The organism is Neomoorella stamsii, from assembly GCF_002995805.1.
GTDB classification, from domain to species: Bacteria; Bacillota; DSM-521; order Neomoorellales; family Neomoorellaceae; genus Neomoorella; species Neomoorella stamsii.
This window is the reverse complement of the sequence record NZ_PVXL01000050.1, coordinates 77,702-100,728: the sequence shown is the minus strand read 5'-3', so window position 1 is coordinate 100,728 and position 23,027 is coordinate 77,702. Positions and strand designations below refer to the sequence as shown.

At 52.7% G+C, this 23,027-nt stretch carries 23 protein-coding genes, 2 tRNA genes, 2 pseudogenes and 1 riboswitch; of the genes and pseudogenes, 5 read left to right on the top strand and 22 right to left on the bottom strand.

What is annotated here, in order from left to right; all coding sequences use genetic code 11:
* Nucleotides 1-165: 165 nt before the first annotated feature.
* Together MOST_RS11640 and MOST_RS11635 are read right to left on the bottom strand one after the other, a co-directional pair.
* Nucleotides 166-924: an ABC transporter ATP-binding protein gene (locus MOST_RS11640; RefSeq protein WP_054936117.1), complete on the bottom strand. Its 759-nt coding sequence runs from the start codon at nucleotides 922-924 to the stop codon at nucleotides 166-168.
* A gap of 8 nt (nucleotides 925-932) precedes the next feature.
* Complete coding sequence (locus MOST_RS11635; RefSeq protein ID WP_054936118.1) at nucleotides 933-2,654, bottom strand: ABC transporter permease; 1,722 nt, start codon at nucleotides 2,652-2,654, stop codon at nucleotides 933-935.
* Between the two features lie 68 nt (nucleotides 2,655-2,722).
* Nucleotides 2,723-2,888, bottom strand: a riboswitch (M-box (ykoK) riboswitch).
* Nucleotides 2,889-2,997: 109 nt separating this feature from the next.
* Here MOST_RS11635 and MOST_RS11630 point away from each other — a divergent pair.
* The 3 genes from MOST_RS11630 (at nucleotide 2,998) to paaI (ending at nucleotide 4,899) form a co-directional block, all read left to right on the top strand.
* Nucleotides 2,998-4,140, top strand: coding sequence for a glycerate kinase (locus MOST_RS11630; RefSeq protein ID WP_054936119.1), 1,143 nt, complete (start codon nucleotides 2,998-3,000; stop codon nucleotides 4,138-4,140).
* 61 nt (nucleotides 4,141-4,201) lie between these two features.
* Complete coding sequence (locus MOST_RS11625; protein WP_054936120.1) at nucleotides 4,202-4,444, top strand: hypothetical protein; 243 nt, start codon at nucleotides 4,202-4,204, stop codon at nucleotides 4,442-4,444.
* Nucleotides 4,445-4,476: 32 nt separating this feature from the next.
* Nucleotides 4,477-4,899 (top strand): hydroxyphenylacetyl-CoA thioesterase PaaI, encoded by a 423-nt coding sequence (gene paaI / locus MOST_RS11620; protein ID WP_054936121.1) that lies wholly within the window; start codon nucleotides 4,477-4,479, stop codon nucleotides 4,897-4,899.
* Nucleotides 4,900-4,924: 25 nt separating this feature from the next.
* Here the strand turns inward: paaI and MOST_RS11615 are convergent, their stop codons facing one another.
* The 17 genes and pseudogenes from MOST_RS11615 to MOST_RS11550 form a co-directional block, all read right to left on the bottom strand.
* Nucleotides 4,925-5,362, bottom strand: coding sequence for a GatB/YqeY domain-containing protein (locus MOST_RS11615; protein WP_054936122.1), 438 nt, complete (start codon nucleotides 5,360-5,362; stop codon nucleotides 4,925-4,927).
* Nucleotides 5,363-5,686: 324 nt separating this feature from the next.
* Entirely contained in the window at nucleotides 5,687-6,304 is a 618-nt protein-coding gene (locus MOST_RS11610; protein WP_054936123.1) for a hypothetical protein, read from the bottom strand.
* Nucleotides 6,305-7,894: 1,590 nt separating this feature from the next.
* Nucleotides 7,895-8,701, bottom strand: coding sequence for a hypothetical protein (locus MOST_RS11600; RefSeq protein ID WP_129588687.1), 807 nt, complete (start codon nucleotides 8,699-8,701; stop codon nucleotides 7,895-7,897).
* A 184-nt stretch (nucleotides 8,702-8,885) separates the two neighbouring features.
* Nucleotides 8,886-9,227 carry an ATP-binding cassette domain-containing protein gene (locus tag MOST_RS11595; protein WP_054936125.1) on the bottom strand — a complete coding sequence of 114 codons (342 nt, stop codon included), beginning with the start codon at nucleotides 9,225-9,227 and terminating at the stop codon, nucleotides 8,886-8,888.
* A gap of 320 nt (nucleotides 9,228-9,547) precedes the next feature.
* Nucleotides 9,548-10,063, bottom strand: a complete 516-nt coding sequence (locus MOST_RS11590; protein WP_244266986.1) for a nitroreductase family protein — start codon at nucleotides 10,061-10,063, stop codon at nucleotides 9,548-9,550.
* A 79-nt stretch (nucleotides 10,064-10,142) separates the two neighbouring features.
* Complete coding sequence (locus MOST_RS17675) at nucleotides 10,143-10,334, bottom strand: hypothetical protein (RefSeq protein WP_208974818.1); 192 nt, start codon at nucleotides 10,332-10,334, stop codon at nucleotides 10,143-10,145.
* Nucleotides 10,335-10,364: 30 nt separating this feature from the next.
* Nucleotides 10,365-12,485, bottom strand: a complete 2,121-nt coding sequence (locus MOST_RS11585; protein ID WP_054936194.1) for an FAD-dependent oxidoreductase — start codon at nucleotides 12,483-12,485, stop codon at nucleotides 10,365-10,367.
* A 125-nt stretch (nucleotides 12,486-12,610) separates the two neighbouring features.
* A complete protein-coding gene (locus tag MOST_RS11580; protein WP_422879888.1) occupies nucleotides 12,611-13,729 on the bottom strand; it encodes an ABC transporter ATP-binding protein in 1,119 nt (372 codons plus the stop codon).
* Between the two features lie 49 nt (nucleotides 13,730-13,778).
* Nucleotides 13,779-15,458, bottom strand: coding sequence for an ABC transporter permease (locus MOST_RS11575; protein WP_106007159.1), 1,680 nt, complete (start codon nucleotides 15,456-15,458; stop codon nucleotides 13,779-13,781).
* A 19-nt stretch (nucleotides 15,459-15,477) separates the two neighbouring features.
* Nucleotides 15,478-16,539: an ABC transporter substrate-binding protein gene (locus MOST_RS11570; RefSeq protein ID WP_083476518.1), complete on the bottom strand. Its 1,062-nt coding sequence runs from the start codon at nucleotides 16,537-16,539 to the stop codon at nucleotides 15,478-15,480.
* Nucleotides 16,540-16,929: 390 nt separating this feature from the next.
* On the bottom strand, nucleotides 16,930-17,724 hold the full coding sequence (locus MOST_RS11565) for a sugar phosphate isomerase/epimerase family protein (RefSeq protein ID WP_161952839.1): 795 nt from the start codon (nucleotides 17,722-17,724) through the stop codon (nucleotides 16,930-16,932).
* A gap of 28 nt (nucleotides 17,725-17,752) precedes the next feature.
* Nucleotides 17,753-17,905 carry a hypothetical protein gene (locus MOST_RS17280; RefSeq protein WP_157049467.1) on the bottom strand — a complete coding sequence of 51 codons (153 nt, stop codon included), beginning with the start codon at nucleotides 17,903-17,905 and terminating at the stop codon, nucleotides 17,753-17,755.
* A 459-nt stretch (nucleotides 17,906-18,364) separates the two neighbouring features.
* Entirely contained in the window at nucleotides 18,365-18,931 is a 567-nt protein-coding gene (locus MOST_RS11560) for a transposase (protein ID WP_054936129.1), read from the bottom strand.
* A gap of 47 nt (nucleotides 18,932-18,978) precedes the next feature.
* Nucleotides 18,979-19,029, bottom strand: a pseudogene (locus MOST_RS18580) (hypothetical protein); the annotation flags it as partial.
* A 183-nt stretch (nucleotides 19,030-19,212) separates the two neighbouring features.
* A pseudogene (locus MOST_RS18575) lies at nucleotides 19,213-19,359 on the bottom strand (transposase); the annotation flags it as partial.
* Nucleotides 19,360-19,405: 46 nt separating this feature from the next.
* Nucleotides 19,406-19,534, bottom strand: a complete 129-nt coding sequence (locus MOST_RS18005; protein ID WP_269085206.1) for a hypothetical protein — start codon at nucleotides 19,532-19,534, stop codon at nucleotides 19,406-19,408.
* 225 nt (nucleotides 19,535-19,759) lie between these two features.
* Nucleotides 19,760-19,978, bottom strand: a complete 219-nt coding sequence (locus tag MOST_RS11550) for an AbrB/MazE/SpoVT family DNA-binding domain-containing protein (protein ID WP_054936131.1) — start codon at nucleotides 19,976-19,978, stop codon at nucleotides 19,760-19,762.
* Nucleotides 19,979-20,206: 228 nt separating this feature from the next.
* Between MOST_RS11550 and MOST_RS11545 the strand changes: the two genes are divergently transcribed.
* A complete protein-coding gene (locus MOST_RS11545; RefSeq protein ID WP_054936132.1) occupies nucleotides 20,207-20,653 on the top strand; it encodes an Hsp20/alpha crystallin family protein in 447 nt (148 codons plus the stop codon).
* Between the two features lie 454 nt (nucleotides 20,654-21,107).
* Here MOST_RS11545 and MOST_RS11540 read toward each other — a convergent pair.
* Nucleotides 21,108-21,182: transfer RNA gene (locus MOST_RS11540), tRNA-Val, on the bottom strand.
* A 12-nt stretch (nucleotides 21,183-21,194) separates the two neighbouring features.
* Nucleotides 21,195-21,270: transfer RNA gene (locus tag MOST_RS11535), tRNA-Ala, on the bottom strand.
* Nucleotides 21,271-21,422: 152 nt separating this feature from the next.
* On the opposite strand from MOST_RS11535, the gene MOST_RS11530 reads away from it, so the two are divergent.
* Nucleotides 21,423-22,505 (top strand): hypothetical protein, encoded by a 1,083-nt coding sequence (locus MOST_RS11530; RefSeq protein WP_054936133.1) that lies wholly within the window; start codon nucleotides 21,423-21,425, stop codon nucleotides 22,503-22,505.
* Nucleotides 22,506-22,575: 70 nt separating this feature from the next.
* Here the strand turns inward: MOST_RS11530 and MOST_RS11525 are convergent, their stop codons facing one another.
* Nucleotides 22,576-22,893, bottom strand: coding sequence for a zinc-ribbon domain containing protein (locus MOST_RS11525; RefSeq protein WP_054936134.1), 318 nt, complete (start codon nucleotides 22,891-22,893; stop codon nucleotides 22,576-22,578).
* Between the last annotated feature and the right edge of the window lie 134 nt (nucleotides 22,894-23,027).

The following is a 23,027-nucleotide window of genomic DNA, read 5'->3' as shown; positions in this document are numbered from 1 at the left end:
AATATCAGGGTTTTAAGGTGGATAGGGGGCTTTTTATCCGTCTAAAAACTAAAAAGGGGACGGTGGTGTTCCGGCCCCTTTTTTAATTTTTGACCTCTTGAATGCCATTCAAGCGTTTTCCAATAGCGCCATCCAAAGCAAAGCCTGTACCCGGTCTTAGAAGTCTTAGAACAAAAGGGAGTATATCTTATCCGTAACCCGGGCGAAGGCTTCATCCTTCATATTGCGTGGGCGGGGCAGGTCTACCCTGACATCGGCCAGTATCCGGGCCGGCCTTTTCGATAACACAATCACCTGGTCGGCCATAAAAACGGCTTCCTCAATGCCGTGGGTCACCATGAAGACCGACTTGACGGGCAACGTTACATCCAGCCACAGGTCCAGTAGTTCCTCCCGCAGGTTCTGGGCCGTAAAGGCGTCAAGGGCGGAAAAGGGTTCATCCATGCAGAGGAGTTCCGGTTCCATGGTCAGGGCCCGGGCAATGCCTACCCGTTGTTTCATGCCCCCGGAAAGCTCTCGCGGGTAAGCCTCTTCAAAACCATCCAGGCCCACCTTATCAATATATTTATTGGCAATGGCCTCCCTTTCCGGCCGGGGTATACCTCTGGCTTCCAGGCCCAGGGCTACGTTGCCCATGACCGTCAGCCAGGGCAACAGGGCAAAGGACTGGAAGACCATGGCCATTTTGTCCATGACGCCGTTAACTTCCTGGCCGCGGTAAAAAATCTGCCCCCGGGACGGCCGGTCCAGGCCGACAACCATCCTCAGCAGGGTGCTCTTACCAGAACCCGACGGGCCTACCAGGCAGACAAATTCTCCCTTATTAATGGTAAAGGAAATATCATTAAGGACTGTCAGGGACCGGTTGGCATCGGTATAGGTTTTAAAAACATGACTGACTTCAAGCAGTAAGGCCAGGGACACCACCCCCTTCAGGCTTCTATTTTAAACCGCTGGACAGCCACTTCATAGAGCCGCCGCCAGAAGAAACGGTTCATGAGGACGATAGTCACCATCATGGCTATTAGACTGGACCAGATTAACTGGAAGCTGCCGCTGCTATAAGTAGCCGTATCCAGCAAGGAGCCAATACCAAAGGCCGTATAGGTCTGGCCGGCATAGACCACATATTCGGCAACAATCAGGGCATTCCAGCCGCCACCCCAGGCAGTAATACTACCGGTAATCAAGGACGGCACCATGGCCGGCAGGACTACCCGGCGCAAGTACCCGAAACCTTTCAGGCCAAAGGCTGCCGCCGCCTCCTTTAAATCCCGGGGAATGCTTTTCACCCCGGCGATGAGGTTAAAAAGGAGGTACCACTGCATACCCGTCAACACCAGCAGTACGGCCGCCAGGTTCATGCCCCCCGTCAGGCCTACCAGGATAAAAACAATAATGGGGAATAGAGCTGTTGCCGGCACTGAAGCCAGTATTTCAAACACAGGTGTCAGGATTTCATAGGCCCTTTTATTGTGCCCGATCCAGATGGCTACCGGTACCGTCCAGGCGAGGGACAGCAGGTATGCTGCCAGCAAACGCAGGAAAGAAAACAGGATAGCCCTGGGGATGCTGAAGACCTCCGGTTGCCAGGGCATCAGGAAAAGGGTGCCCAGGGCCACCAGGCCGCGCATCAGGGCGTAAGCCAGCAACAAGGCCAGGCCCCAGGAAATAAGGCGCCGGGTGTTCCCCACCAAACGCTCCCAGAAATCCCATCCTGCTAATTTCCTTTCAAGTTTAGAAGCATAACTTTCTAAAGCAAGGGTCAAGGCCGCGCCTCCCTGTACCACCAGTAACCTTATTTCCCGGAAGCCCGGCGCCTGCCACCAGAGGCGGTAGCCCCAGCCCCCCGGGATATGGTTACCACCGCCGCTGCCAAATTCATATTTAAAGTTTTCCGCCCAGGCGGAAAGGGGACGCCAGATAAAAATATTCATAAAGGTAATTAACATGATCAGGGTTAAAAGGCCGGCCACTGTATGCATCAGCTCGCCCTTCTCCGTGGTCCTGATGAGGTAGCTCCCCAGGCCCGGCAGGGAATACTCTACCGGCCCGATAGCAATAATTTCTGCGGCAATAAGGAAGTACCAGCCACCGGCCCAGGACATGATGCTATTATATACCAGTTTGGGTATACCGGCGGGTAAGTAGAGTTTCTGGAAACGGCGCCAACCCCTCACCCGGTAGGCATCAGCCGCTTCCCGGAGATCTCTGGGTACAGTCGTCAGGGACTCATAGAAACCGAAGGTCATATTCCAGGCCTGGCTGGTGAAGATAAGAAAGATGGATGCCAGTTCAACCCCCAGGAGGCGGCCCTGGAAAAGGGAGACAAAAAAGTAAACGGCCGCAGGGAAGAACCCCAGGATGGGCACCGACTGCAGGATATCCAGGATGGGAATGAGCCAGCGCTCGGCTCGTTCGTCTGTCCCGGCTTTATAACCATAAGTAAGGGTAAAGATAAAGGACAGGATATAGGCGCCCAGCATCCGCACAAAAGACCGGAAGGCGTAATAGGGAAGGATACCGATACTGGTAACAACTGTTGTCCCTCCTGCCAGGGTAACAGCCCGGTGGCCCTGGTAGGCAAAGTAGGCAAAGGCGATTAAAAGGGCGGCCATAATCATGGTCAGGGCCAGGTTCGTTGCCCGCGCCACGGGGTTCACCTCCCAACCAATAAAATAGTCTTCCCAAGTGGGAAGACATAGAGTTCATAAATAGCCCTATATACCCCCACTCGTTGAGCTTTGGCACGTGCATAGCTAGAGATAACTCTCAGCCACATTAGGTAGAACCTTAAGCCGGTAATACCTGTTGACCCATTGGCGTCTTTCGACGTTTCCGGGCAGTGGCGTCTGTCTATGCAGAAGCCTCACCTAACGAAGGATTTACTTCCATTATAAATTGGGCTTTTTTAAGTGTCAAGGTTGAAGTAAGGTAGGTATTTTTATTTTCCCGGCGAATATTTACAGGGAGGTTCTAGCGACTGGAGGTAAAAAAATGAAGCGCATTGTCATTGCCCCGGATTCCTTTAAAGAAAGCCTGGACGCGCCCGCAGTTGCGGCGGCTATAGCTGAAGGTATCAAACGGGTTTTCCCGGAGGTAGAAACCGTCACCGTGCCCATGGCCGACGGCGGTGAAGGTTTAACGACCACACTGGTAGCCGCCACCGGCGGGCGGGAAATCACCACCACCGTCACCGGTCCCCTGGGGCAACCGGTCCGAGCCGCCTGGGGTATCCTGGGGGATGGTACCACCGCCGTGGTGGAAATGGCCCAGGCCTCGGGCCTGCCCCTGGTACCCCGGGAAAAGCGTAACCCCCTGTTTACCACCACCTACGGTACCGGTGAGCTCATCCGCCAGGCCCTGGACGCCGGCTGCCGGCGGTTGATTGTGGGCATTGGCGGCAGTGCCACCAACGACGGCGGTGCCGGCATGGCCCAGGCCCTGGGGGCGAAGCTCCTGGATGCTAAGGGGCAGGATATCGGGCCGGGTGCCGCCGGGCTGGAGGAACTGGACCGCATTGATATCCAGGGCCTGGATCCACGGGTAAAGGAAGCGGAAATCCTGGTAGCCTGCGACGTTGATAACCCCCTGTGCGGTCCCCGGGGAGCGTCGGCCGTCTACGGTCCCCAGAAGGGCGCCACGCCGGAGATGGTCCCCCGCCTGGATGCCGCCCTGGCCAGGCTGGCGGGTATCATTGAACGTGACCTGGGGAAAGATGTCCGGGAGCTACCCGGCGCCGGTGCTGCCGGCGGCCTGGGGGCCGGCCTGGCAGCCTTCCTGGACGCTAATTTGCGCCGCGGTATTGAACTTGTTATAGAAGCGGTGGACCTCGACGGCATCCTGGCCAGAGGCGCCGACCTGGTCATCACCGGCGAAGGAGAAATCAACCGCCAGACAGCCTATGGTAAAGTTCCCGCCGGCGTCGCCCGGGTAGCAGGGAAATACGGCATCCCGGTGGTCGCCCTGGTAGGCTCCATTGGCGAAGGCGCCAGCACCGTCTATGACCACGGCATTAAAGGTTTTATGAGCATCGTCCCCCGGCCGGTGCCTTTGGCCTATTGCCTGGAAAACGCCGCCTCCCTCCTGGCCGACGCCGCCGAACGCCTGGTGCGGCTGTTGACTGTGATGAATAAATAAAAGCATTAAAAGGCCCTCTCCCCGGCAAAACTAAGGAAAAAATCAGGGAGGAGGCCCTTTGATGCCTGATATTGCCTTAAGGATGGGTACCGCCATTACCAGCAACGACCTGGCCCGGGTGCGGGACGTCCTGCCGCGCCTGAATCCGGGGGACCAGCTGACTATTACCATGGAGGCCGCCGATGCCCACCAGGCCGACCTGTTATTAAAGCTTTTAGAGGACCACGGCCTCGACTACCAGAGCCGCGGCGACAGCGACGGCAGGACCTATCATATCATAGCCTGCCGCCAGGAAACGACTTGAAAAAACCACTATTTTCGGGGGAGGGCGACTCGATGGATTCCCTCCAGGCAGTCAAAGAAAGGTATGCTGCTGATACCTTTCCCCGCTCTCTGGGAATTGAACTCCTGGAACTGGCCCCCGGCTATGCCCGGGTGGCCATGACCCTCACAGAAAACATGGCCAACTTCCACGGCATCGGCCACGGGGGCGCCATTTTTACCCTGGCCGATACGGCCTTGGGGTTAGCCAGCAACTCCCACGGCGACCCGGCCGTAGCCCTGTCGGTAACTATTAATTACCTCAGCCCGGCCCGGGTAGGAACAAAGCTGGTAGCTACTGCCGAGGAAGAACACCTTACCCGGCGCACCGGGGTCTACCGGTTGACGGTTACTACCAGTACCGGCGAAAACATTGCCCTGGCCCGGGGTACCGTTTACCGGCAGGCTAAAAAACGGGTTCCTGAACAAAGCAGTTAAATGGTGCGTAATGGCCAGGTGGCTTTTAAGCGAGTAATTGCCTTACCATTTCGTTAGCTTTCTTGCCGTCGGCCCGGCCGCGGATTTTGGGCATCAAGGCGGCCATTACTTTCCCTATTTCCTTGCTCGACTGCGCCCCTACTTCGCTGATAGTCTGCTGGATGATGTCCTTTAGTTCGCTATCGCTCAGCTGCTGGGGCAGGTATTCTTCCAGGACCTTGATCTCGGCTTCGGTTTGCCGGACCAGGTCTTCCCGTCCCCCGCGGGCGAACTGTTCTAAAGCTTCCTTTCTCATTTTTATTTCCCGCTGGATAACGGCAGCCATTTCTTCGTTCGAAAGGGGATGCATTTTTTCAATTTCGGCGTTTTTGATACTGGCTAAGACCATACGGATAGTCTGCAACCGGATTTTATCGTGGTTTTTTAAGGCTTCTTTCATGTCTTGCTGGAGCCTGGCCTTCATTATTTAATCCTCCCAAAAGTTCCTGGTAGTTCGCCTATTATAGTAAACCATCGCCCGTTGGAAGTCAATTTATGGAGGGCTAACACCGCAGCAACTTCCCCTTTAACAGGCCCCGGCCCGCGCAGTAGCATCTCCTCGAGCCCGGGATTGTTAAAACCTGGGCCGCGTACTCAAAGGTAATTCCATAGTTTTTATAAAAAAGGGATAGACCCATTCGTAGAATACTACAAGGTCTATCCCTTTTATTTTAAATACAGGAGGCGGGTCTTTCCCTGTACGGGCGTCTTTTACTTGCCAAAATTATACAGGTGAGAACCGGAGATTTTACTTTGCCCGGCTGTGAAATTTAGTCAAATCAAGCTGTTGTAAGCGTTCTATAATCTGGTTGGCCCTCTCCTGGCTTATCTTGCCCTGGGCTACGTCCTGGTCCAGTTTGGTCTTCGTGGCATTGATTATACTTTCTTTAATCTGGTCTAAACTTACGCCTTTTTCTGCGGCCAGCTGTTGTAACGATTTGCCGTTTTTAAATTCCTGCATAAGCTGCTGGGGAGTTATTCCCAATGCTGAGGCAACGGCATCCAGGTTATTCAAACCTCTAACACCAGGGCGATGACCCTTTCCTCCAAACATTCCTGCTCCAAACATTCCGGGAAATTGTCCCTGTTCAATAGCCTGTTTCATTTTTTGAGCCTGATCGGCGGTAATTAACCCTTCGGAAACGGCGGTATCAACAGTTTGTTGTCCTGCTGTTTTTAAGTCACTCACCAGCTGATCCTGGCTGATACCCAATACACCGGCTAATTTTTCCAGGTAAATCTGGTGCAAACTCGCCTTAGGTTTGGTAGAAGCGTTTCCCTGGGCCAGGGCAATGCCTGTCACGCCTAAACCCATTATCAGCGCGGCGGCTAGAGTTAAGCTGAGGTATTTTTTGAATTTGCTCATATTAACATCTCCTCACTTTTAATTTTTATGATGTATGGTAAGGCGAGGCTTATGTAACTACATCTTCCATATTGATCTCCTCCTTTCAGCTTATAATATAACCGCTTTTTATTAGAACTATATGAGATCATCTTAAGAAATACCTAAGAAAATGGTTCTAACGCAAGACCGGCCGTACTGCTGCAGGGAAGCGAGCCGGTTCCAGGATCCGGGCTCATACTTCATTATGACACTGCATCTCTTTTCTTTCTTCCGGGGTGAGGGTCCCGACCCGCTTTCTCTCCGTTTTATGGACTATTGTCTCATAAAGTGAGATTAAACATCCTCTAGCTGGCCACTACTTTTTTGGCGCCGTACTTACCCTTTAAGCTGGCCGCCGCTCTGGCAGCAACTTGCCAGGCTTCCTTATAAAGCTCGGTTAGGGACGGGTCAGTTGGCGAAAAATCGTCGGTAAAAGTCAAAGGGTATTTTTTAGCGTAATACGCAGCCAGATCGTTAGCTTGGGTACCATATTTAGCCCCCCTGCTAAAATAGCGTTGTCAGCCTCTTCCCCTATTCTCTTTCCCGCAATTCCACTAATTTAAGTATACTACAGTATACCCCTATAGTTAAATAAAACGGAAAGCTTGAGCTGGAAACGCAATTCCCGTACATAATGAAAAGGGGGTAAGGACAGGACGCCTACCCCCTTACCTAACCCATCTCGGCCAGTTGTTTTTGAATAATTTCAGTGTCATTGGTAGAGATGCCCCCTCCAAGACTACTATTTCACTTACAATCATCGAAATAGCCCGCTCGCAAGTAAAAACTTCCTTAAGAACTTCGAATCTCTCTTGTTGGGTGTCGTATCTTTTAAGTAGGCGGAAAAACAATCGACCAATGCGAATATCATTGCCCCAATCAAATAAGCCGTACCAGCGTTATACAGCGTACACCGGAAATTTTACGTTGGGGCCTCTCTGTTCTGGAAATCGCCCGGCAGACTTATCACAGTCCAAGGTCAGCGGACGTCTACAGCGTTCGACTCCGTACTGGTACTACATCTATACGGCTTAAATCCCAAGCTAATAGCCACTGTCCTCAGCCGGGGGAATCTGTAATCTACGAGTACCTGGACCTTATTGGAACATACCTAAAAGACATCAACACCATACGTGACTACCTACGAAAGCGTGGTGTGCAAATGCTTGCTAATATATCAGATAGCGGTTGACAAGGAAATACGCCCTAAAAAAACTCCAAAAAGCGCACCCAAGGAATCCCGCCACGGATGGCGGGCGTCCTGCATTGCATGGCGTATAACATCCTGAGGATTCCCGTCGACACCCAGCCTTAAGGTGAAGGTCAAACCTTAGATTACTCTTATCTTAGGTTTGACCGAGCCCGGTCATGCTGACTTAGGCTGGGTGAGTGTGGCGCGGCCCACCCCGGTCCCTTCTCTCCCGCGCCCTTGCGGGAATACAGCGTTATACGAAGTGCGGCAACAAACAGGCTTACCAATGCACAGACGGCTAGGATAACTTAAACATTCCTTAATATATCGTATCACAGGATGAAACCCTTACCCTCCACACGAGTAAAATCACTTTGCTACTCCCTTTTCATATTCCTTAATAAAATCAGGGAAGAAATCAGACAGGCCATACCAAGAAAAATCCATAACGGTACCAGTGCTGCGGTTCCCTCCATACCAGCATTAGCCTGCAACAAAGAACCGACAGTTAAAACCAGTGTGTAAGTGAAACCCTTGACATTGAACATCACTGCCAGTACATATCCCCAATGGCGGCGCTTCCACAGCCAGATAGCTCCCAACACAAGACCGGACACTACAAGTGATAAATCCAGAGTAGCCACCAGTTTGAAACCATCCATGTCTAAGCCACTCTGCGGAAGCTGTCCCGTTACAACAAAACTTAACCATTGACCGATCCACGCTATCCCTAGTAAAATAGCCCATAACATCATATAACTACTAACCCATTTGACAGGCGTCCTCGCCTGGAATTTCTGGCTGATTGAGTTGACATCGATGTTCGCCAGTCCAAAGATAAGTGCAAAAATCGACAACGTGAACAATGCAACATAAATCAATAAAAATCGGTTTAAAGCAGCCCCGAAAAGGTAAAAGGCGTAATTGTAAAGCGTGTAATCTAGCATCCCTAGCCAGACCAGTTGTGCTCGCTGCGAACCGCGTATCGACATAATCAACGTTATAACCAACAGCGGAAAAGCGACATAGAGTGTGACCAAGTCATTTCCATACCATCCTATCAGAATAAAGTTGGAGTTGTCCCGGTATAAATTGCTGATAAAAAGCCCCCCTGCGGATGCAACCAAAGTTAAGACTGCGATAAAGATCGACAGAATATAAGCATGTTTTAGTTTAGTATCCAACATTTTCTCCTCCCTCTATCTACAAGCATATTGTCTTGCGCGCTCCGCAAAACATACTCATAACCCCCGGATTCACAAGCGACATTCAGCCTAGGTAGCAACAAATTAATAAGAGACCAGTTTAAGCTGTTTCAGGTTTCATGCACATAATACTTCGGAGCCGATCTGAAATATGCAACGATTTTTATCTATGCTTGTTCCCACCAGCTGCGATATATGCCGGGTACCAGTCGGGGAACCAGGCGGTGAATGCGCCGGCGGGCTCCACGGTGACGGGCGTACTGCCGAACACCCGCACAATGCCCTGGGTGGGGCGTGTCAGCCCCAGGCAAACCTTAATCGTGGTGCTTTTTCCGGCCCCATTAGGGCCTAACAGCCCCACAACCTGGCCTTTTGGTACGTGAAAGCTAATACCGCAGACCGCGACAACCTTTCCGTAAGATTTCACCAGCCCGTCCACTTCCAAGGCGAGTTCCCCTGCTTGTGGCACGATTTGGGTCGTGCGGTTCAAGGTCAGCACGTTCACGGCTCACTCCTTCCCTCTGGGCTAAAGTCCACGTCACGCTTGGTTCTCCCGCGCGTGATCTTGGTCTAAGACCATACTAAACGCATTACCCTTGCCACTTACAGGGGAGTGCCTAAAGAAGTTTTTCGGGTGCGCCCTGAGACGCGATTTCGAATCGGCCTTGACGCCTGTTGTGCGGATCCCTCCGTCCGGGGACACACGGCCGGCAAAAGGGCGAGACCGCCAGCCACCACCGCCACCGCCAAGCGCCACCATACCACAACGAAGCGGCACTCCCGCGGGAGAGAAAGCGGGTGGCCCACACGTCCCATTTATGTCGATTACAAGGTGAACATGGCTACCCGTAGCGGCGGCAGGAACTCCCAGGTTCCGGTAACGCCCGCGGCCAGGGCGCCCAGCTCCAGGTGCAGCATGGCGATGCCGCAGTCCAGGCGCTTGGGAATATTGTAGGTTTCGTGCAGGTTGTCCACGACCACCGTAATAGTGTTTTTCCCCACCTCGAACCGCCAGGGTTGCCGGTTCATTGCTGAGGGGGCGAGGCGGGCCGCCTCCAGCGCTACTTTGACCCAGTTCGGCCAGTAAGATTGGTCAAGCCCGGTGGCCAGTTCCGCCAGGGGCTTACGCCGGTGGTTGCGTCCGAAACCGGTCATGAGCTTTTCCTCCGCCGACCACCTGCCGGCGGCATACCCTACGGGTGTCACGGCCACCACCTTTTCGCTGGGGCGCGTTCCGACCAAGCGAGCCGCCACCTCCGGGCGGAAAAAGCCACCTACCCAGCAGGTGCCCAACCCGAGGCGGGTTGCCTCCAGGATTAAGCCCTCGCCCAGGTACCCCACCCGCTCGTATTGGTAAGGACTTTCCGCCGACCCAGAAAGGCGATGAACGCGGGGGCGCCCTTAATCTTTCCGTAATGCCTTAGAATGCCCCGGAAAACCTCTTCCTCCGGGGCGGACACCAGTACCGCTCGCGCCTCGGGGAAGGGCTTGAATTCCCGGCATAGTCTGTCCAGTTGCTCCAGGGTAGCTGCGCCACCGGTCGCGCCTCGTAGAGCCGGCGCGACCGGCGCCTGGCAATGGTCTGGTACCATTCTCTGTTTAAAAGGGTCACCATGTAAGCCTCCTTTTTGTGCACGCGTTTTCAGGTGCCTGTACCGGGAGTTCTGGTTTTGACGTCAGGATATAGGGCGTCGGCAGCCAGGGTGCCGGAGATGACCACCGCCTCGATGCCCGCCCCCGGGAAAACGCCGGCGCCGGCCAGGTAGAGCCGCTCCACTGGGCTTTTGGCCGGGGGCCGCCACTGACCGGCGGGGCCGTAGATGGCACCGCCCGTCGTCCAGGCATAGCGGGCGAACGTAGCCGGGCTAGCCTCCTCCCGGAAGACGATGTGCTCCCGCAGGCCGGGGAGCACCCGTTCGGCCAGGGTGATCAACGCGTCGCCGAACTCTCTTTTGCGCCGGGCATAGTCGGGCATCCGGCGGTCCCAGGTTGTTGCCTCCGCCTGGGGGACCAGGGTCAGCAGGGTGATGGCGGCGTGTCCGGGCGGCGCCAGGCCGGGATCGACGCTGGAGGGAGTCATTATGCCAAGCCCCCGACCGTCTTCGGTGTGAACCAGCGTAACTGGCTCCAGGTCCGGTACGAAGTCGACGCCCAGGAAGACCGCGAAGGCCGAGGTGGAAAATTCCAGGCCTTCAATGCGCCGCACAAAGTCGGGCGGCAGGTGTTCCCGCCCCACCAGTTCCAGGAAGGTCTTGCGGACGTCGGCGTTGGAGATGACGGCCCCGGCACGGTGGACTTGTCTGCCGGCCAGGATTACGCCCGCGGCCCGGCCTTCTTCGATGAGGATGCGCTCTACGGGTGCGCGCATGAGTACCCGGCCGCCGTGCGCCTCGATCACGTCTGCCAGCACGTCGGCAAGGGCCTGGGAGCCGCCCACAGGGTAGCAGCCGCCGTCGAAGTAGTAGCCGAAAAGGGGGGCCATCTGGGCGGCGGTGAGCGCTTCCGGCCGGTCGCTCAGGTAGCCCGTCAGGAGGAGCAGGAACCGTTTCAAAGAGGCATCCTGGAAAAACCGCTCCAGCATGACCGTGTAGGGGATGTCCATCCAGTGGAAGGCATACGGGTGGGTGCGCGGGTAGGCCAGCATCTCCCCCGGCGTGCGCGGCGGGCACGGCACGCCGCCGGTGCGCTCCACGCCGGCGTAGAGGTCGCGGTATACGCCCTCCATCTCGGCGAAAAAGGTAGCTATAGCCTCCCGCTCCGCGGGAAAGCGCGCCTGCAGGGCCTCGACCAGTTCCTCTGCCGTGCCGGGCACCTTGAGCCGGAAGCCGGGCAGCACGTATTCGTGGCCCACCCGCCGCCATTCCAGCCGGTCGCCGATTTCCAGCCGACGCAAAAGATTGGTCACCGGGCCGCGCGGTCCCAGCCCGCTGACGTCGTGCACCCCCGCGTCGAAAACGTAGCGCAACTCGCCGTCCCGCCGCACGTACCGCTCCCACGAGGTGCAGAAGCCGCCCGGGCGGTGGTGCTGCTCCGCCACCAGCACTTTCAGGCCCCGCCGCGCCAGGAAGGCCGCCGCCGTAAGGCCGCCGATGCCGGCGCCCACGACGATGACGTCGTGTTCGGCTTCACCGGCCGGCCGCGCGGGGCCGAAGACCGGGTCCGGCCACCGGTACGGCTCGCGGACGGCTATTTCCCGCGCCAGGAAGTGTTTGGGGTACCAGCTGGGGAAGAAAAGGGAAAAAGCGATGCCGGCCCCGATGGCGGCGTTGGGGACGGCCACGGTGAGCCATAGGCGGGCCTCCGGCCAGGCAAGCGCCAGCACACCCAGCGCGGCGTTGAAGGTAAAAATCGTACCCCAGACTGCCGTAATCAGGGCGTTGGTGCGGTAAAAGAGGGGATGGAGCCAGTATTCGCGCGGCCAGTCCTCGCGGGCGTACTGGTGGGTGAAGGGGCTGCCGGCCAAGAGCGTCCCCCAGGCCATCGCCGCCAGGGTGGCGCCGACCAGCACGGCGTCGTAGACCTTGAAGAAGGGCGACCCCAGGACGACGGTCGCCGCGAAGTGGGCGGCGAAGAAACCAAGCGTCACCAGTTCCATCGTCTTCCCCTGCTGCCGCGCCAGGCGGAAGGCGTTTAAGGCCAGAGCCGACGCCAGGCCGGCCGTAATGGCCGCCGTCCAAAGCCCCAGGCCGGACAGCGCCCAGTACAGGATCCAGGGCACAAAGGCGAAGAAGATCCAGACTATTCCCGGTAGCCGTAGGGCCATTTCTTTCACTTTCTTCCCGTATACAAGGGGCTGCAATTACACTATTCTTGAGGGAGTTGCTTTGTGAACAAAAATAAACATGGGCTCTCCACACGGCCTTTGATTAATATAGTCGCAGTTATTATTTACGCTGAAACAACAGCTACCCGCTGAGGCCTGAGGGAAATGCCTGAGCTTCTTCTATCCTCCATGATTTGCCCCTGCTCAACGGCCGTGGGCAGTACCCAGGCATCCCGCACCTTTAATTCAACTTCACTACCAACCGGATACCGGGGCTGTCCCAAGGCCATAACATACCAGCTTGCCCCGCCTTCCTCGAAGTTTACGCGATAAGTAGTCATTGGACCTCCAAATTCAACCTCCGTTACTCGCCAGTTACCGCCCTTTTGCCTGTCCAAAGGAGGAAGTATTTCCACATCCTCAGGCCTGATTACAACCTCCACCTGCGTGCCAGGGGTTAGGGGCTCTCTGCTCCGGGCAATTATCTCCCCCATTAAACTCTTTATCAAGTAACTGTGGTTTTCGCCGCTGCCAACACTTCGGAGAACCATTCCCGCACTAAAATTAGCCTTACCAAGAAACCGGGCCACAAAATGGTTGCACGGCTCGCGATAAATCTCGGTCGGGCCGCCTATCTGCTGGAGCCTGCCTTCTGCCATAACGGCCACGCGGTCGGCCATAGCCATAGCTTCAGCCTGGTCATGGGTTACATAAACAGTAGTCAACTTTAACTCCTGGTGCCAGGTGCGGAGTTGGGAGCGCATCTCATCCCTCAGCCTGGCATCGAGGTTAGAGAGGGGTTCGTCAAAGAGCATTACACGCGGATTGGTAACTAAAGCCCGGGCCAGGGCCACCCGTTGGAGTTGCCCGCCACTTAGCTGGGCGGGGCTGCGCTTTTCTAGTCCGGCCAGACCAACTGCACGGATAGCTCTCCTTACCTTTTCTTCTTTCTCCCCCCGGTTCAAAGGGAGACTTGCCAGGGGGAAAGCCACATTTTCCTCCACCGTCATATGAGGCCATACGGCATAATTCTGAAACACCAGGCCTACCTGGCGTTGCTCTGCCGGCAGGTGCCACGCTCCCCGAGTAATGGTTTTACCGTCGAGGATAATCTTACCGCTAGTAGCCTGCTCCAGGCCGGCAATTATACGTAAAAGGGTTGTTTTCCCGGAACCGCTGGGACCAAGGAGGCAGATAAACTCCCCTTCAGCCACTTCCAGGCTAATCTTCTGCAAGGCCGTCACGCTACCAAAGTTTTTATGAAATACCATCAACTATAAGTTTGGACATGGGTTACCTCCCGGGTAAAAAAGTCTGCAGCCTGGTTCTTTTTAACAGCAGGAAGAACACGCCAAAAAAGAGGACCACCAGGGTGGCAAAGGCGGTACTATAAGTGGTATACCCTGCCGCTTCAAGGTTGTAGATCGTAACTCCAATAGTCTCCGATCCTGATATCCAGAGCAGGCTTGACACCGTCAGTTCGGTAAGGGCAGTAATGAAAACCAGCAGGGCGGCATTTTGGATATTGGGTCGCAGGAGGGGCAGGGAAATTTTCCACAAGCACTGCCAGGGCCGGATACCCAGGACCCGGGCAACCTCGGTGTAAGAAGGGTTGAGTTGAGCAAAACCGGCGGTCAGGTTACGCGCGGCGAGGGTAAAAAAGCGGGCTATATAAGCCAGCAAAATCATTACTATACTGCCGTAAATAGGAATGGGGATCCAGGGGTCCACCCAGGCCAGTATTACAGCCAAAGCGAGTACTGTACCAGGTAGGGTATAGGGTATTGTTCCCAACCTGTCCACCCAGAGATAGAATTTACTTCGCTTTTCCGCTATTCCCCGGGCTACAACAAAGCTCAGGGGTATAGTTATTAAGGTAGTTCCGCCTGCCAGGATAAAACTGGTGGCAATGGCCCGCCGGGTAGCATTCAAGTCGGCCAGAATAAACCGGTAATTTTTTAAAGTGATTGTCTCCAGGGTGAGGGGTACGCCATAAGCAGGAAGAAGGGAGTTTAAAAACATGGCTATTAAAGGAGCTATTGTGGCGCAGGCCAGAAAAGAATAAAGGAATACCGCCAGGGGAATGCGGACCCGCCCCAGGGAGTAGTACAAAGGGGCTGTCTTTTTGGTCAAAACTGTAAAATGCTGGTGTTTTAAAAACAAATTTTGCACCATCATACCGGTTATCGCCAGCATGGCTCCCAGGGTAGCCAATAGAGACACCCTGGCAAAGGAAATACTGCTAAAACCGACTACCTGCTGAAAAATATAAGTGGTAAGGAGTATTTTGCCGGCAGGCAGGGCAACCAGGGCAGGGATACCGAAATTACCCACGGAGCTTACAAAGGCCAGGATACTCCCGGCGGCAATACCGGGAAGGGCCAGGGGTAATGTAACCCGTCGTACAACGCGACTCCGGCTTACCCCGTATGTGAAAGCCACCTCTTCTTCTTCCGGGGGAATATTCCCCAGGGCGGTGGCAGTCGTCATGTAAACAAAGGGATAATGCAGGAGTCCCAAGAGAAGAATCGTGCCGTCCAAGCCATAGACATTCCAGAGTACTATTTTTTTACCTGCGATAAAACTTGCTAACTGGTTAAACCAGCCCACGGGACCCCAGAGCTGGAGCCAGGCTAAACCATGAACATACGGCGGCAAAAATAGAAATAGCAGCGTGGCAATATTAATCACGCTTTTACACGGCAAGTCACTTTTAACCACAAGCCAGGCCAGGGTTATCCCCAGGATCGAGGAAATAGCTGTAGCTGCTAGGGAAACCACCACCGTGTTATAGAGAACCGTCCAGGTGGCTTTTTGAAACACTACCTGAAGCAGGGGTGCCAGGGTAAACCCCTCAATAGGTGTGAAAAAACCGGCCAAAAGGAGACGGATTAAAGGGTAAGCTGTGGTGAGGGCCAGAACAGCGCCCACCACAGCCAGGGTAACCGGCTTTTCTTTAGTTGCAAGGCGCATCACAATTTATTACCCCCACCTATTTGGGTAGATTGAAGAGATCGGCGAATTTCTTTTTGTCATCCTCCCGGACCAGGGCTAGTTCTTTAGGGTCCCGTTGTAAAAACTTAATTTCACTCAGTGGCGGGTAACCCTCCGGAGGTGGTACATCTTTACGAACAGGCATGTAAAAACCTATCTTCGCTGCCAATTGTTGCCCTTCCTTGGAAAGTACAAAATCAACAAACTTCCTGGCCATTTCCGGGTGAGGTGCCCCCTTGACAATAGCAACCGGTTCGGTAATAACCGGCAGGCCCTCCCTGGGGTAGATAAAATCTACGGGTGATCCCTGTTTTTTAGCTTTGAGGGCTTCAAAGTTAATGAGAATGCCGTAAGGCTTTTCACCGCTGGCTACCATCTTTTTGACATCCCCGTTGCCTTTAACAATCTGCACCCCGTTAGCCTTTAGCTTCTCAAAGAAATTCCAGCCGGCGAAACCCTCCCGGGTAAGAACACTCAGGTTAAAGGCAGCCGCACCAGAATAAAAGGGGCTGGGCATAACTACCTTGTTTTTAGCCTGCTCCGAGAGCAGGAACTGCCAGGTGGCTTCAGGTTTGGGAGCTGAAGTATTATAAACAATGCCCGTAGCTATCAACTTGGTGCCGGCATACATATGGTCTGGATCCACAAAGTCCGGGTTAATTTCGTTCAGTTCGGGGGAAGTGTAGGCTTCCAGGAAGCACTGGTCTTTTAAGCGCTGGAAAGTGGGAGCATCGGCCAGGAACAGGACATCAGCCTGGGGTTTGCCGCCCTGGGCTTCCATAGTAAAGCGAGAGATCACCTCTTCAGTGCCGGAACGAAACACCTGCACGTCGACCCCCGGGTATTTGGCCTTAAAACCGTCTAATAACTTGGTAACATCATCCTGGGGCTGTGAAGTATAGAGAACCATTTTGCCGAAAGAATTAGAATTCCCCATGCCAGGGTTATTATTTTCTCCTTGGGCCGGAGCTTTACTTGAACAAGCTGAAGTGACAACTATCAGGATTAATAAGAGAGTTGCCATTATAGCTTTCTTGCCGTACTTAAAAACATTAGCCATGGATCATCCTCCTACTAAACCACTTGGCCGGCGGCCGTCCGCCAAGGTTTTTCGAGTTGATGTACCATTATTCATTTGTGGATACTTTGCGTCGGAGCTCCTCCACCGGCTCCTTGCGCCAGGTTGCCTGAGCCGCAACCTGTCCGAGTTTCCTTGCCAGATTTAATGTTCCTTGCAATTTATCATGTTCTCTCTCCTTGCTCACTTTTTTATTCTACTGCCTTTGCTTACTGGTTTATTTTATGGTAAAAATGTTGCCATACAGTTAAGGGCAGGTTAGCCAGGTTTAAAAGAAGATTAAAGTTTGTGTAAACACCTGCTAAATTCTGGACCCTATAAACGCAGGCGGGGAAATCGTTTTATTTAAAAAAGCCAAACCTTCTCCTATGGCTATTGAGGTATCATCTTTTGAACTATATATTCTTGCCATTTCCCATACAGGTAAGCGAGAATTTCCCGTTCCCGGCCAAGGGGACCAGGGGTATAGCCCTCCAATATTAGCAGGCCATCGTAGCGCTGGCGTAGGGTATCCAAAAGCCCCTCATAGTCTAACTCTCCTTGGCCCAGGGGAAGATGGCAACGGCCTGGCGCGGCGTCGCTCAAGTGGACATTAACTAGGTGCGGTACCCGGCCAACGAACTCTCTCGCCCCTGGCTGCCCGAAGAGATGGGCAAGATCCAGGGTCACTCCGAGGTTAGGACTGTCCACCGCCGCCAGCAGGCGCTCTAAATCGTCCAGGCCAACCACAAACTCACCTGCGCGCGGCTCCATGTTTTCAACTCCTAATTGTACGCCGGCAACGGCAGCCGTTTCCGCTAAATGATGAAAAACCTCAACTTGTTTCGGCCAGAAATCTTCCGGCCGGTCCTTACTAGAGCTCAATCGTCCTGGATGGATGGTTAGTACTTGGGCTTCAATGGCCGCTGCTAGGTGGATAGCTTCTTTAACCTGACGAAGCGATTCCTGGCGGATGCCGGTGTTGGTTGAGATAAGATTTAAATCGCGCATGTCAGCATGTACGGTCCAGATTAGGCCGCTAGAACACAAGTACCGCAAAAGCTGTGCTGGTTTCAAGCCGTTGCGCTGCCAGTGATCCAGCCACACCTCTATGGCTTGAAATCCCGTAGCTGCTGCCAGGTCAATAACTGCCGGCAAACTAAGTGAACGTAATAATTCCGAAGCCACACCAATCTGCAACCTTCTCCACCTCTCTTTAAGCTACCAACACCAATCCCTCTTTAACCTCTACTTCAACCTCTTGCCCTGGGACCCAGGCTGTCTTCCCCAGCATCATCACCCGTAGGGTTTGATTGCCTACAGCTACAAAACATTCTACCTCCCGGCCCCGGTAAAAACTGCGCAGCACGCGGCCCTAAAGTCCGCCGTTGCCCCGCCAGGGTTTAAGCAGCAGGGCTTCTGGACGCAAAGCCGATCTTTAGCCATACTTAAACTTGTCCTCCCTGTATTTCACGACCAAATACTTTATGAAAAATTTTTTTCATAAAAGAATATAGCATATCCATGTTAAAAAATTAGGAAACCAAGGTTAATTTTAGGTAAAAGAAGATTAAATAATCGCGAGGCGTGGGATGCTTACGCGAAGCCTTGAGGAAGGCGCGATGAACGTTATAAGGAGACGGCAGGGTTCGGCCTCAAGGTCCATTTGAAAGTCGATTTTCTTGAAGAGAACCACCGGGGGTCCCTGGCTTCGGTTACTGGGTCCACCACCTCGATGTGGCGTTCTTCCATGCCTTTACAGATGGGGCCGGCGCCATAGCAATGGTCCCCTATCATACGCTGGGGCCGCCGGTCCTCGGGTTGCTGGTCAAATGAGGTCTTTGGCCACCTGGCCGTCGTAGATGTTACCGGGGGTTACTTCCACCGCGCCAATGAACTCGAACTCCTGAACCATGGCAATATGAGTCTTATACCCGTTGAAGGTACGGGCTGCTGATTTTCTACCATGGCGCATATCGTGATCGACCGTGGAGATGAGCCGATCTTCAGCTACACCCATTTTGATTTGAAATTCTTTACCGTCTGCCTTGGGGTCGATATCCTGAAAGGTGACCTTTTCTAAGATAGTCCGGAGCTTTGGTTCGGTTTCCGTGAGGGGAAGGGTGGCCGTCACCTCCAGCACCCGCAGGGCATCGTTAACTAAATCGTTGAGAAGCACTTCCCGGGCCTCAGCATTACTCCAGTCAATGGCCGGTTTCTTCCTCTCCTGGTAATTCAGTTTCAGCCCGGCAAGAAGCTGGGAATCAAAGTCGGCTTTCCTGGTCAGGGAGTGCAGCAACTTGCGGATAGATGTACGAATAAGGGTATAGGTGTTCTGCAAAGAAAAATGGTAGTAAATAAGGAGGTGGGCCTGGGAGAAAAATTCCAGAGGCACTCGAGAATAAATCTTAGGGAATACTGGTAATACGGCAGGAGGAAAGAAGGCAAGAGGGAAAAGGTATGCCAACACGAGACGCACAAAAAGCGGCACATGGAAAGCCGTAGCCAATTCTCCGAGTTACTAATGGCATTACGCCAGTAAAAGCCAATCTCACCTCTAAACCGTTATTAGAAAGAAAGGAGTTTCTCCAGAAGGTAATTAAGTCCAGTTGCCACCTTCAAGTCATAGACTTTGTTGATGAAAACGGTCAGGCCCTTTTTGAAGGATGACAACTTTTCTACCACCATATTTCTCCAGCGGTTAAGGATGGATGGGTGAATACCGTATTCAGAGGATAACTGGGAAATAGACTCCTCCTCTTTAAGAATTTCCAGCACAACTTTTGCTTTAAAATCAGTTGGATATTTTTTCCGTACGCTCATTTGACGCTTAGGACCCCCTGTTTTTGTGTCTAGCTTTCTGGGTCCATTATATTTTTTCGTACTCCCTGGCTTTAAACTGTGGTGGATTGGTCTCTTTAAGATACTTCCTGACGGTATTCCTGGATACACCCACTGTCCAGGCTATTTTCTTGATGCTTACCCTCTGGGCATGCAGTGCCTTGATGGGCTACCATTTATACATGCTGACTACCTCTTTTATCTCCCCCTCTCGAGGGAGATTTTATCATAAGGTGGGTCAGTTTTACTTGACGATTGGGGGTCAATTCTATTTTACGATCTACAAAGACCATCCCGGATATAAGGATATTAGTATCGAGCATTATCCTCATTGGCCTTCACCATAAAGCTCTTTCACAAGGCGCTCGCGTATTGTGGCTATTTATTCATCCAGTTCCTCCCTGGTAAACCCTTTTTCCCGGGCCTCAACCTCAAGCTCCTTAAAAATAAGGTCTAAAGGGGAAACCGGTTCCAAGACGACTTTGTTACCATCGACATAAATACGCAGTCTGGTATTCTGGTTGATCTGGAGTTTTTCCCGCATTTCTTTGGGTATAGTTACCTGGCTGCGTTCAGTAGGTTTGATGAATTGTTCTTCCATAAGTAAGCCTCCTTTCTTCTTTAAATATGATACTAGGAATACTTACCGTAAGCAATAATGGCGTGTAAAAACATGCTAATTACTGTTAAATTTGGCGCCAATAAGCTATAACATTAAATTCTTGACAAAATTTGACCTTATTTTGACCAAATTTGACTTTGACTTTACCTGACTATCTTCTTAAAATAAAAGTGAAACTACAATAAAACTTAAAGGGGGTATGGTACAATGTTTGGGCTGATACCTTTTTATGGCAGGAGAAAAAGCTTGAGGCCAATATTCTCTGATGTCGAGAATTTCATGGAACGGGTATTTAACGAAGACTTGTTTTGGGTCCCTATATTCGGCCAACCCTTTAAGGCAGACGTCAAGGAAACAGAACATGAGTATATTGTGGAAGCTGAATTGCCGGGAATAGAAAAAGAAAATATTATAATTACTTATGACGATGGTGCGCTCAATATTTCTGTCAAACAGGATACAATTATCGATGAAACAAGGGAAAACTTCATTCGCAAAGAGCGGAGGAGTGGCAGCATTGAGCGCAGGTTTTTCCTGGAAGGCGTGGAAGAAGAAAAAATTTCCGCTACTTACAAAAACGGCCTGTTAACAGTAAAACTGCCAAAGAAAGAAGCAGGGTTAAAACGCGGCAAACATATTCCTATTGAAGATTGATACCCATGACTTAATGTGGGGTACAACTCCCTAAGCTCTTCTTTTTCTTATATAGAGGCGGTTCTCTTTAATAAGGGAACCGCCTCTAGTATTATACATTATTGAGAGCGTCTTTATCAATAAAGCCAGGTAGTATATTTTTTGTTGTTCAGCATATTTAACAACATGATACTTCTGCTTACGCTATCAAATTAAACTTTACCCCTCGAAGTCCCAATTTGCCTCAACAGAATTGCCGGTGAAAATTACTCAAAAATTCCCCGAGTTAAGGGTTTATATAATTATGAAAGCCTCTTGTCGTTTCTAATAACCAAATGTTGGTTGTTCTAGTGTCTATAATTCATGACTACCGGCCCTGGAGGTTGCAGGTGAACAAAATGTGAACAGCTTCCTGTTTCTCCTAACAGGAAGCTGTTCACGGGACTTAAAACCCTTCAAACCTCTTAAAGTATCCTGGTGGGCACGGCAGGGATTGAACCTGCGACCTCTTGAATGTGAGTCAAGCGCTCTCCCACTGAGCTACGCGCCCGTAAGAATTCTTTGGTGGACGTGAGGGGATTCGAACCCCTGGCCTCTAGAGTGCGATTCTAGCGCTCTCCCAACTGAGCTACACGCCCTTCCCCTTGATGCAGATTTTATTATAATCTTTTAGCATAAGCCTGTCAAGCCGAAGCTGGCTCTTGTATCGAGGCTAAATTTTACATCTTTTACCATCACCAGCAGGATTTAACCCTTCCCTGGCGAATATTATGCCCGGGGAGGGAAAAAAATGCGCCGCCAGATTGCTTGGCTTACGATTTTCTTTTTTTTAATGGCCGTTTATATCCCGACCTCCAGGGCCGTGGATATTAAAGATACCTTGAGGCAGCGCCTCCAGGACAGCCAGAACCAGGAAAGTCGTATCCTACAGGATATCCTGCGCCTGGATGCCAGGTTACAAAAAACCACTGCCGAGAACCAGGAGTTAGTAAAACGCCTGGAAACTGTCCAGGAAGAATTGCGGGCTGCCCGGGCGGTACAGGCCAGGGCGGAAGCTGATCTGGCTGCCGGGCGCAAAGATTTTGGCCGCAGTTTACGCTTTTTCTACACCTATGGCTCTTCCCCTTTTATAACGGCCGCCTTGTTTAGTACCAACTGGTCCGATTTCTTTATACGCTGGGAGCTACTAAAGCACCTGGCCGGTCATTTCTACGGTATCGTCCGTCATAACCTGGCCCTGGCCAGGCTGGCCCGCGAAAAAAGCAACCTGGTGGCTGCCAAAGAAAAGGAACTGGAGCAGGCCCGGGAAGCCTGCCTGGCGGCTCAGAAAATCCTGGCAGCGCTAAAGGAAGAACAGCAAAAGAAGCTTAATGCGTTGCGCCAGCAGAATACCACCTGGGCCCGGGACCTGCTGGCCCTGGAAAAGGCCTGGTCCGGCGCCCTGCCGGCTTTGCAGTATCTCTTGCAGCAGTTGCCGGCCCTGCCCTGGCAGAAGTTACGGCCGGATTCCATTCAGGTTGATTTAATCCGGGGAGAGGTAGTAGCTGCCTTCAGCCAGCAAAACCTCAATACAACCTTGTTGAGTTCGCAAGCACAACTGCGGGACATCCGCCTGGTCCTGCCAGGGGGAGTTATAAAAATCCCGGGACCTGACTTTGAGGTCCAGGGTACCCTCCAGGTTTATGGCCCCCACCAGCTCCTGTTTATTCCGCAAAATGTGGCCTTCGCCGGCCTGCCCCTTGACCCCTCCACCTGGACTGAACTCCTGCCGGGGGACAAGCTGGTCCTGAATTTACCGCCGCCGGATTATGGTTTAAAGTTTAAAAATATATCCCTGGAACCGGGAGAGATGGTCCTGGTCCTGGAAAGATAGCAACCAGCACGAAACCCGGCTTAAGTGCTAAGCCGGGTTTCAGATAAAGCCCCTTAAGAGGCTTCCCAAGCTAACGGTAATTCCTGACCCTCATGCTGCTGTAGCAATCCCGACAGTATACCGGCCGGTCGCCCCGGGGCTCAAAGGGTACTTCCGTCATGGAACCGCACTGGCTGCAGATAGCCTTATACATCTGCCGGGGACCAAAACGGAAATCGCTGCGCCTCTGGCCACCGCCCTGGCGAGCTTTCCGGGCGGCCCGGCAATCGGGACACCGGGATGGTTCGTTGGTAAAACCTTTTTCAGCGAAGAATTCCTGCTGGCCGGCCGTAAAGATAAACTCTCTGCCACATTCTTTGCACGTTAACGTTTTGTCCTGGTAAAACATCTTACTTCTCCCCACAAGATAGTCTCCCTAAAGCCAACGGGGCATGTACCATACTTACCAGGGCTATCCCAGGGGAGATAGTTAGTAGTAGGCCAGGCCAACGTTCTTTAGAGGCTCTTTTAGTATAGCGCACC

What these genes read in the sequence shown, in the direction of transcription:
- MOST_RS11630 (WP_054936119.1), top strand. Translation starts at nt 2,998, where the DNA reads ATGAAGCGCATTGTCATTGCCCCGGATTCCTTTAAAGAAAGCCTGGAC.
- MOST_RS11625 (WP_054936120.1), top strand. Translation starts at nt 4,202, where the DNA reads ATGCCTGATATTGCCTTAAGGATGGGTACCGCCATTACCAGCAACGAC.
- paaI (WP_054936121.1), top strand. Translation starts at nt 4,477, where the DNA reads ATGGATTCCCTCCAGGCAGTCAAAGAAAGGTATGCTGCTGATACCTTT.
- MOST_RS11615 (WP_054936122.1), bottom strand. Translation starts at nt 5,362, where the DNA reads ATGAAGGCCAGGCTCCAGCAAGACATGAAAGAAGCCTTAAAAAACCAC.
- MOST_RS11610 (WP_054936123.1), bottom strand. Translation starts at nt 6,304, where the DNA reads ATGAGCAAATTCAAAAAATACCTCAGCTTAACTCTAGCCGCCGCGCTG.
- MOST_RS11585 (WP_054936194.1), bottom strand. Translation starts at nt 12,485, where the DNA reads ATGGCCCTACGGCTACCGGGAATAGTCTGGATCTTCTTCGCCTTTGTG.
- MOST_RS11575 (WP_106007159.1), bottom strand. Translation starts at nt 15,458, where the DNA reads ATGCGCCTTGCAACTAAAGAAAAGCCGGTTACCCTGGCTGTGGTGGGC.
- MOST_RS11570 (WP_083476518.1), bottom strand. Translation starts at nt 16,539, where the DNA reads ATGGCTAATGTTTTTAAGTACGGCAAGAAAGCTATAATGGCAACTCTC.
- MOST_RS11550 (WP_054936131.1), bottom strand. Translation starts at nt 19,978, where the DNA reads ATGGAAGAACAATTCATCAAACCTACTGAACGCAGCCAGGTAACTATA.
- MOST_RS11545 (WP_054936132.1), top strand. Translation starts at nt 20,207, where the DNA reads ATGTTTGGGCTGATACCTTTTTATGGCAGGAGAAAAAGCTTGAGGCCA.
- MOST_RS11530 (WP_054936133.1), top strand. Translation starts at nt 21,423, where the DNA reads ATGCGCCGCCAGATTGCTTGGCTTACGATTTTCTTTTTTTTAATGGCC.
- MOST_RS11525 (WP_054936134.1), bottom strand. Translation starts at nt 22,893, where the DNA reads ATGTTTTACCAGGACAAAACGTTAACGTGCAAAGAATGTGGCAGAGAG.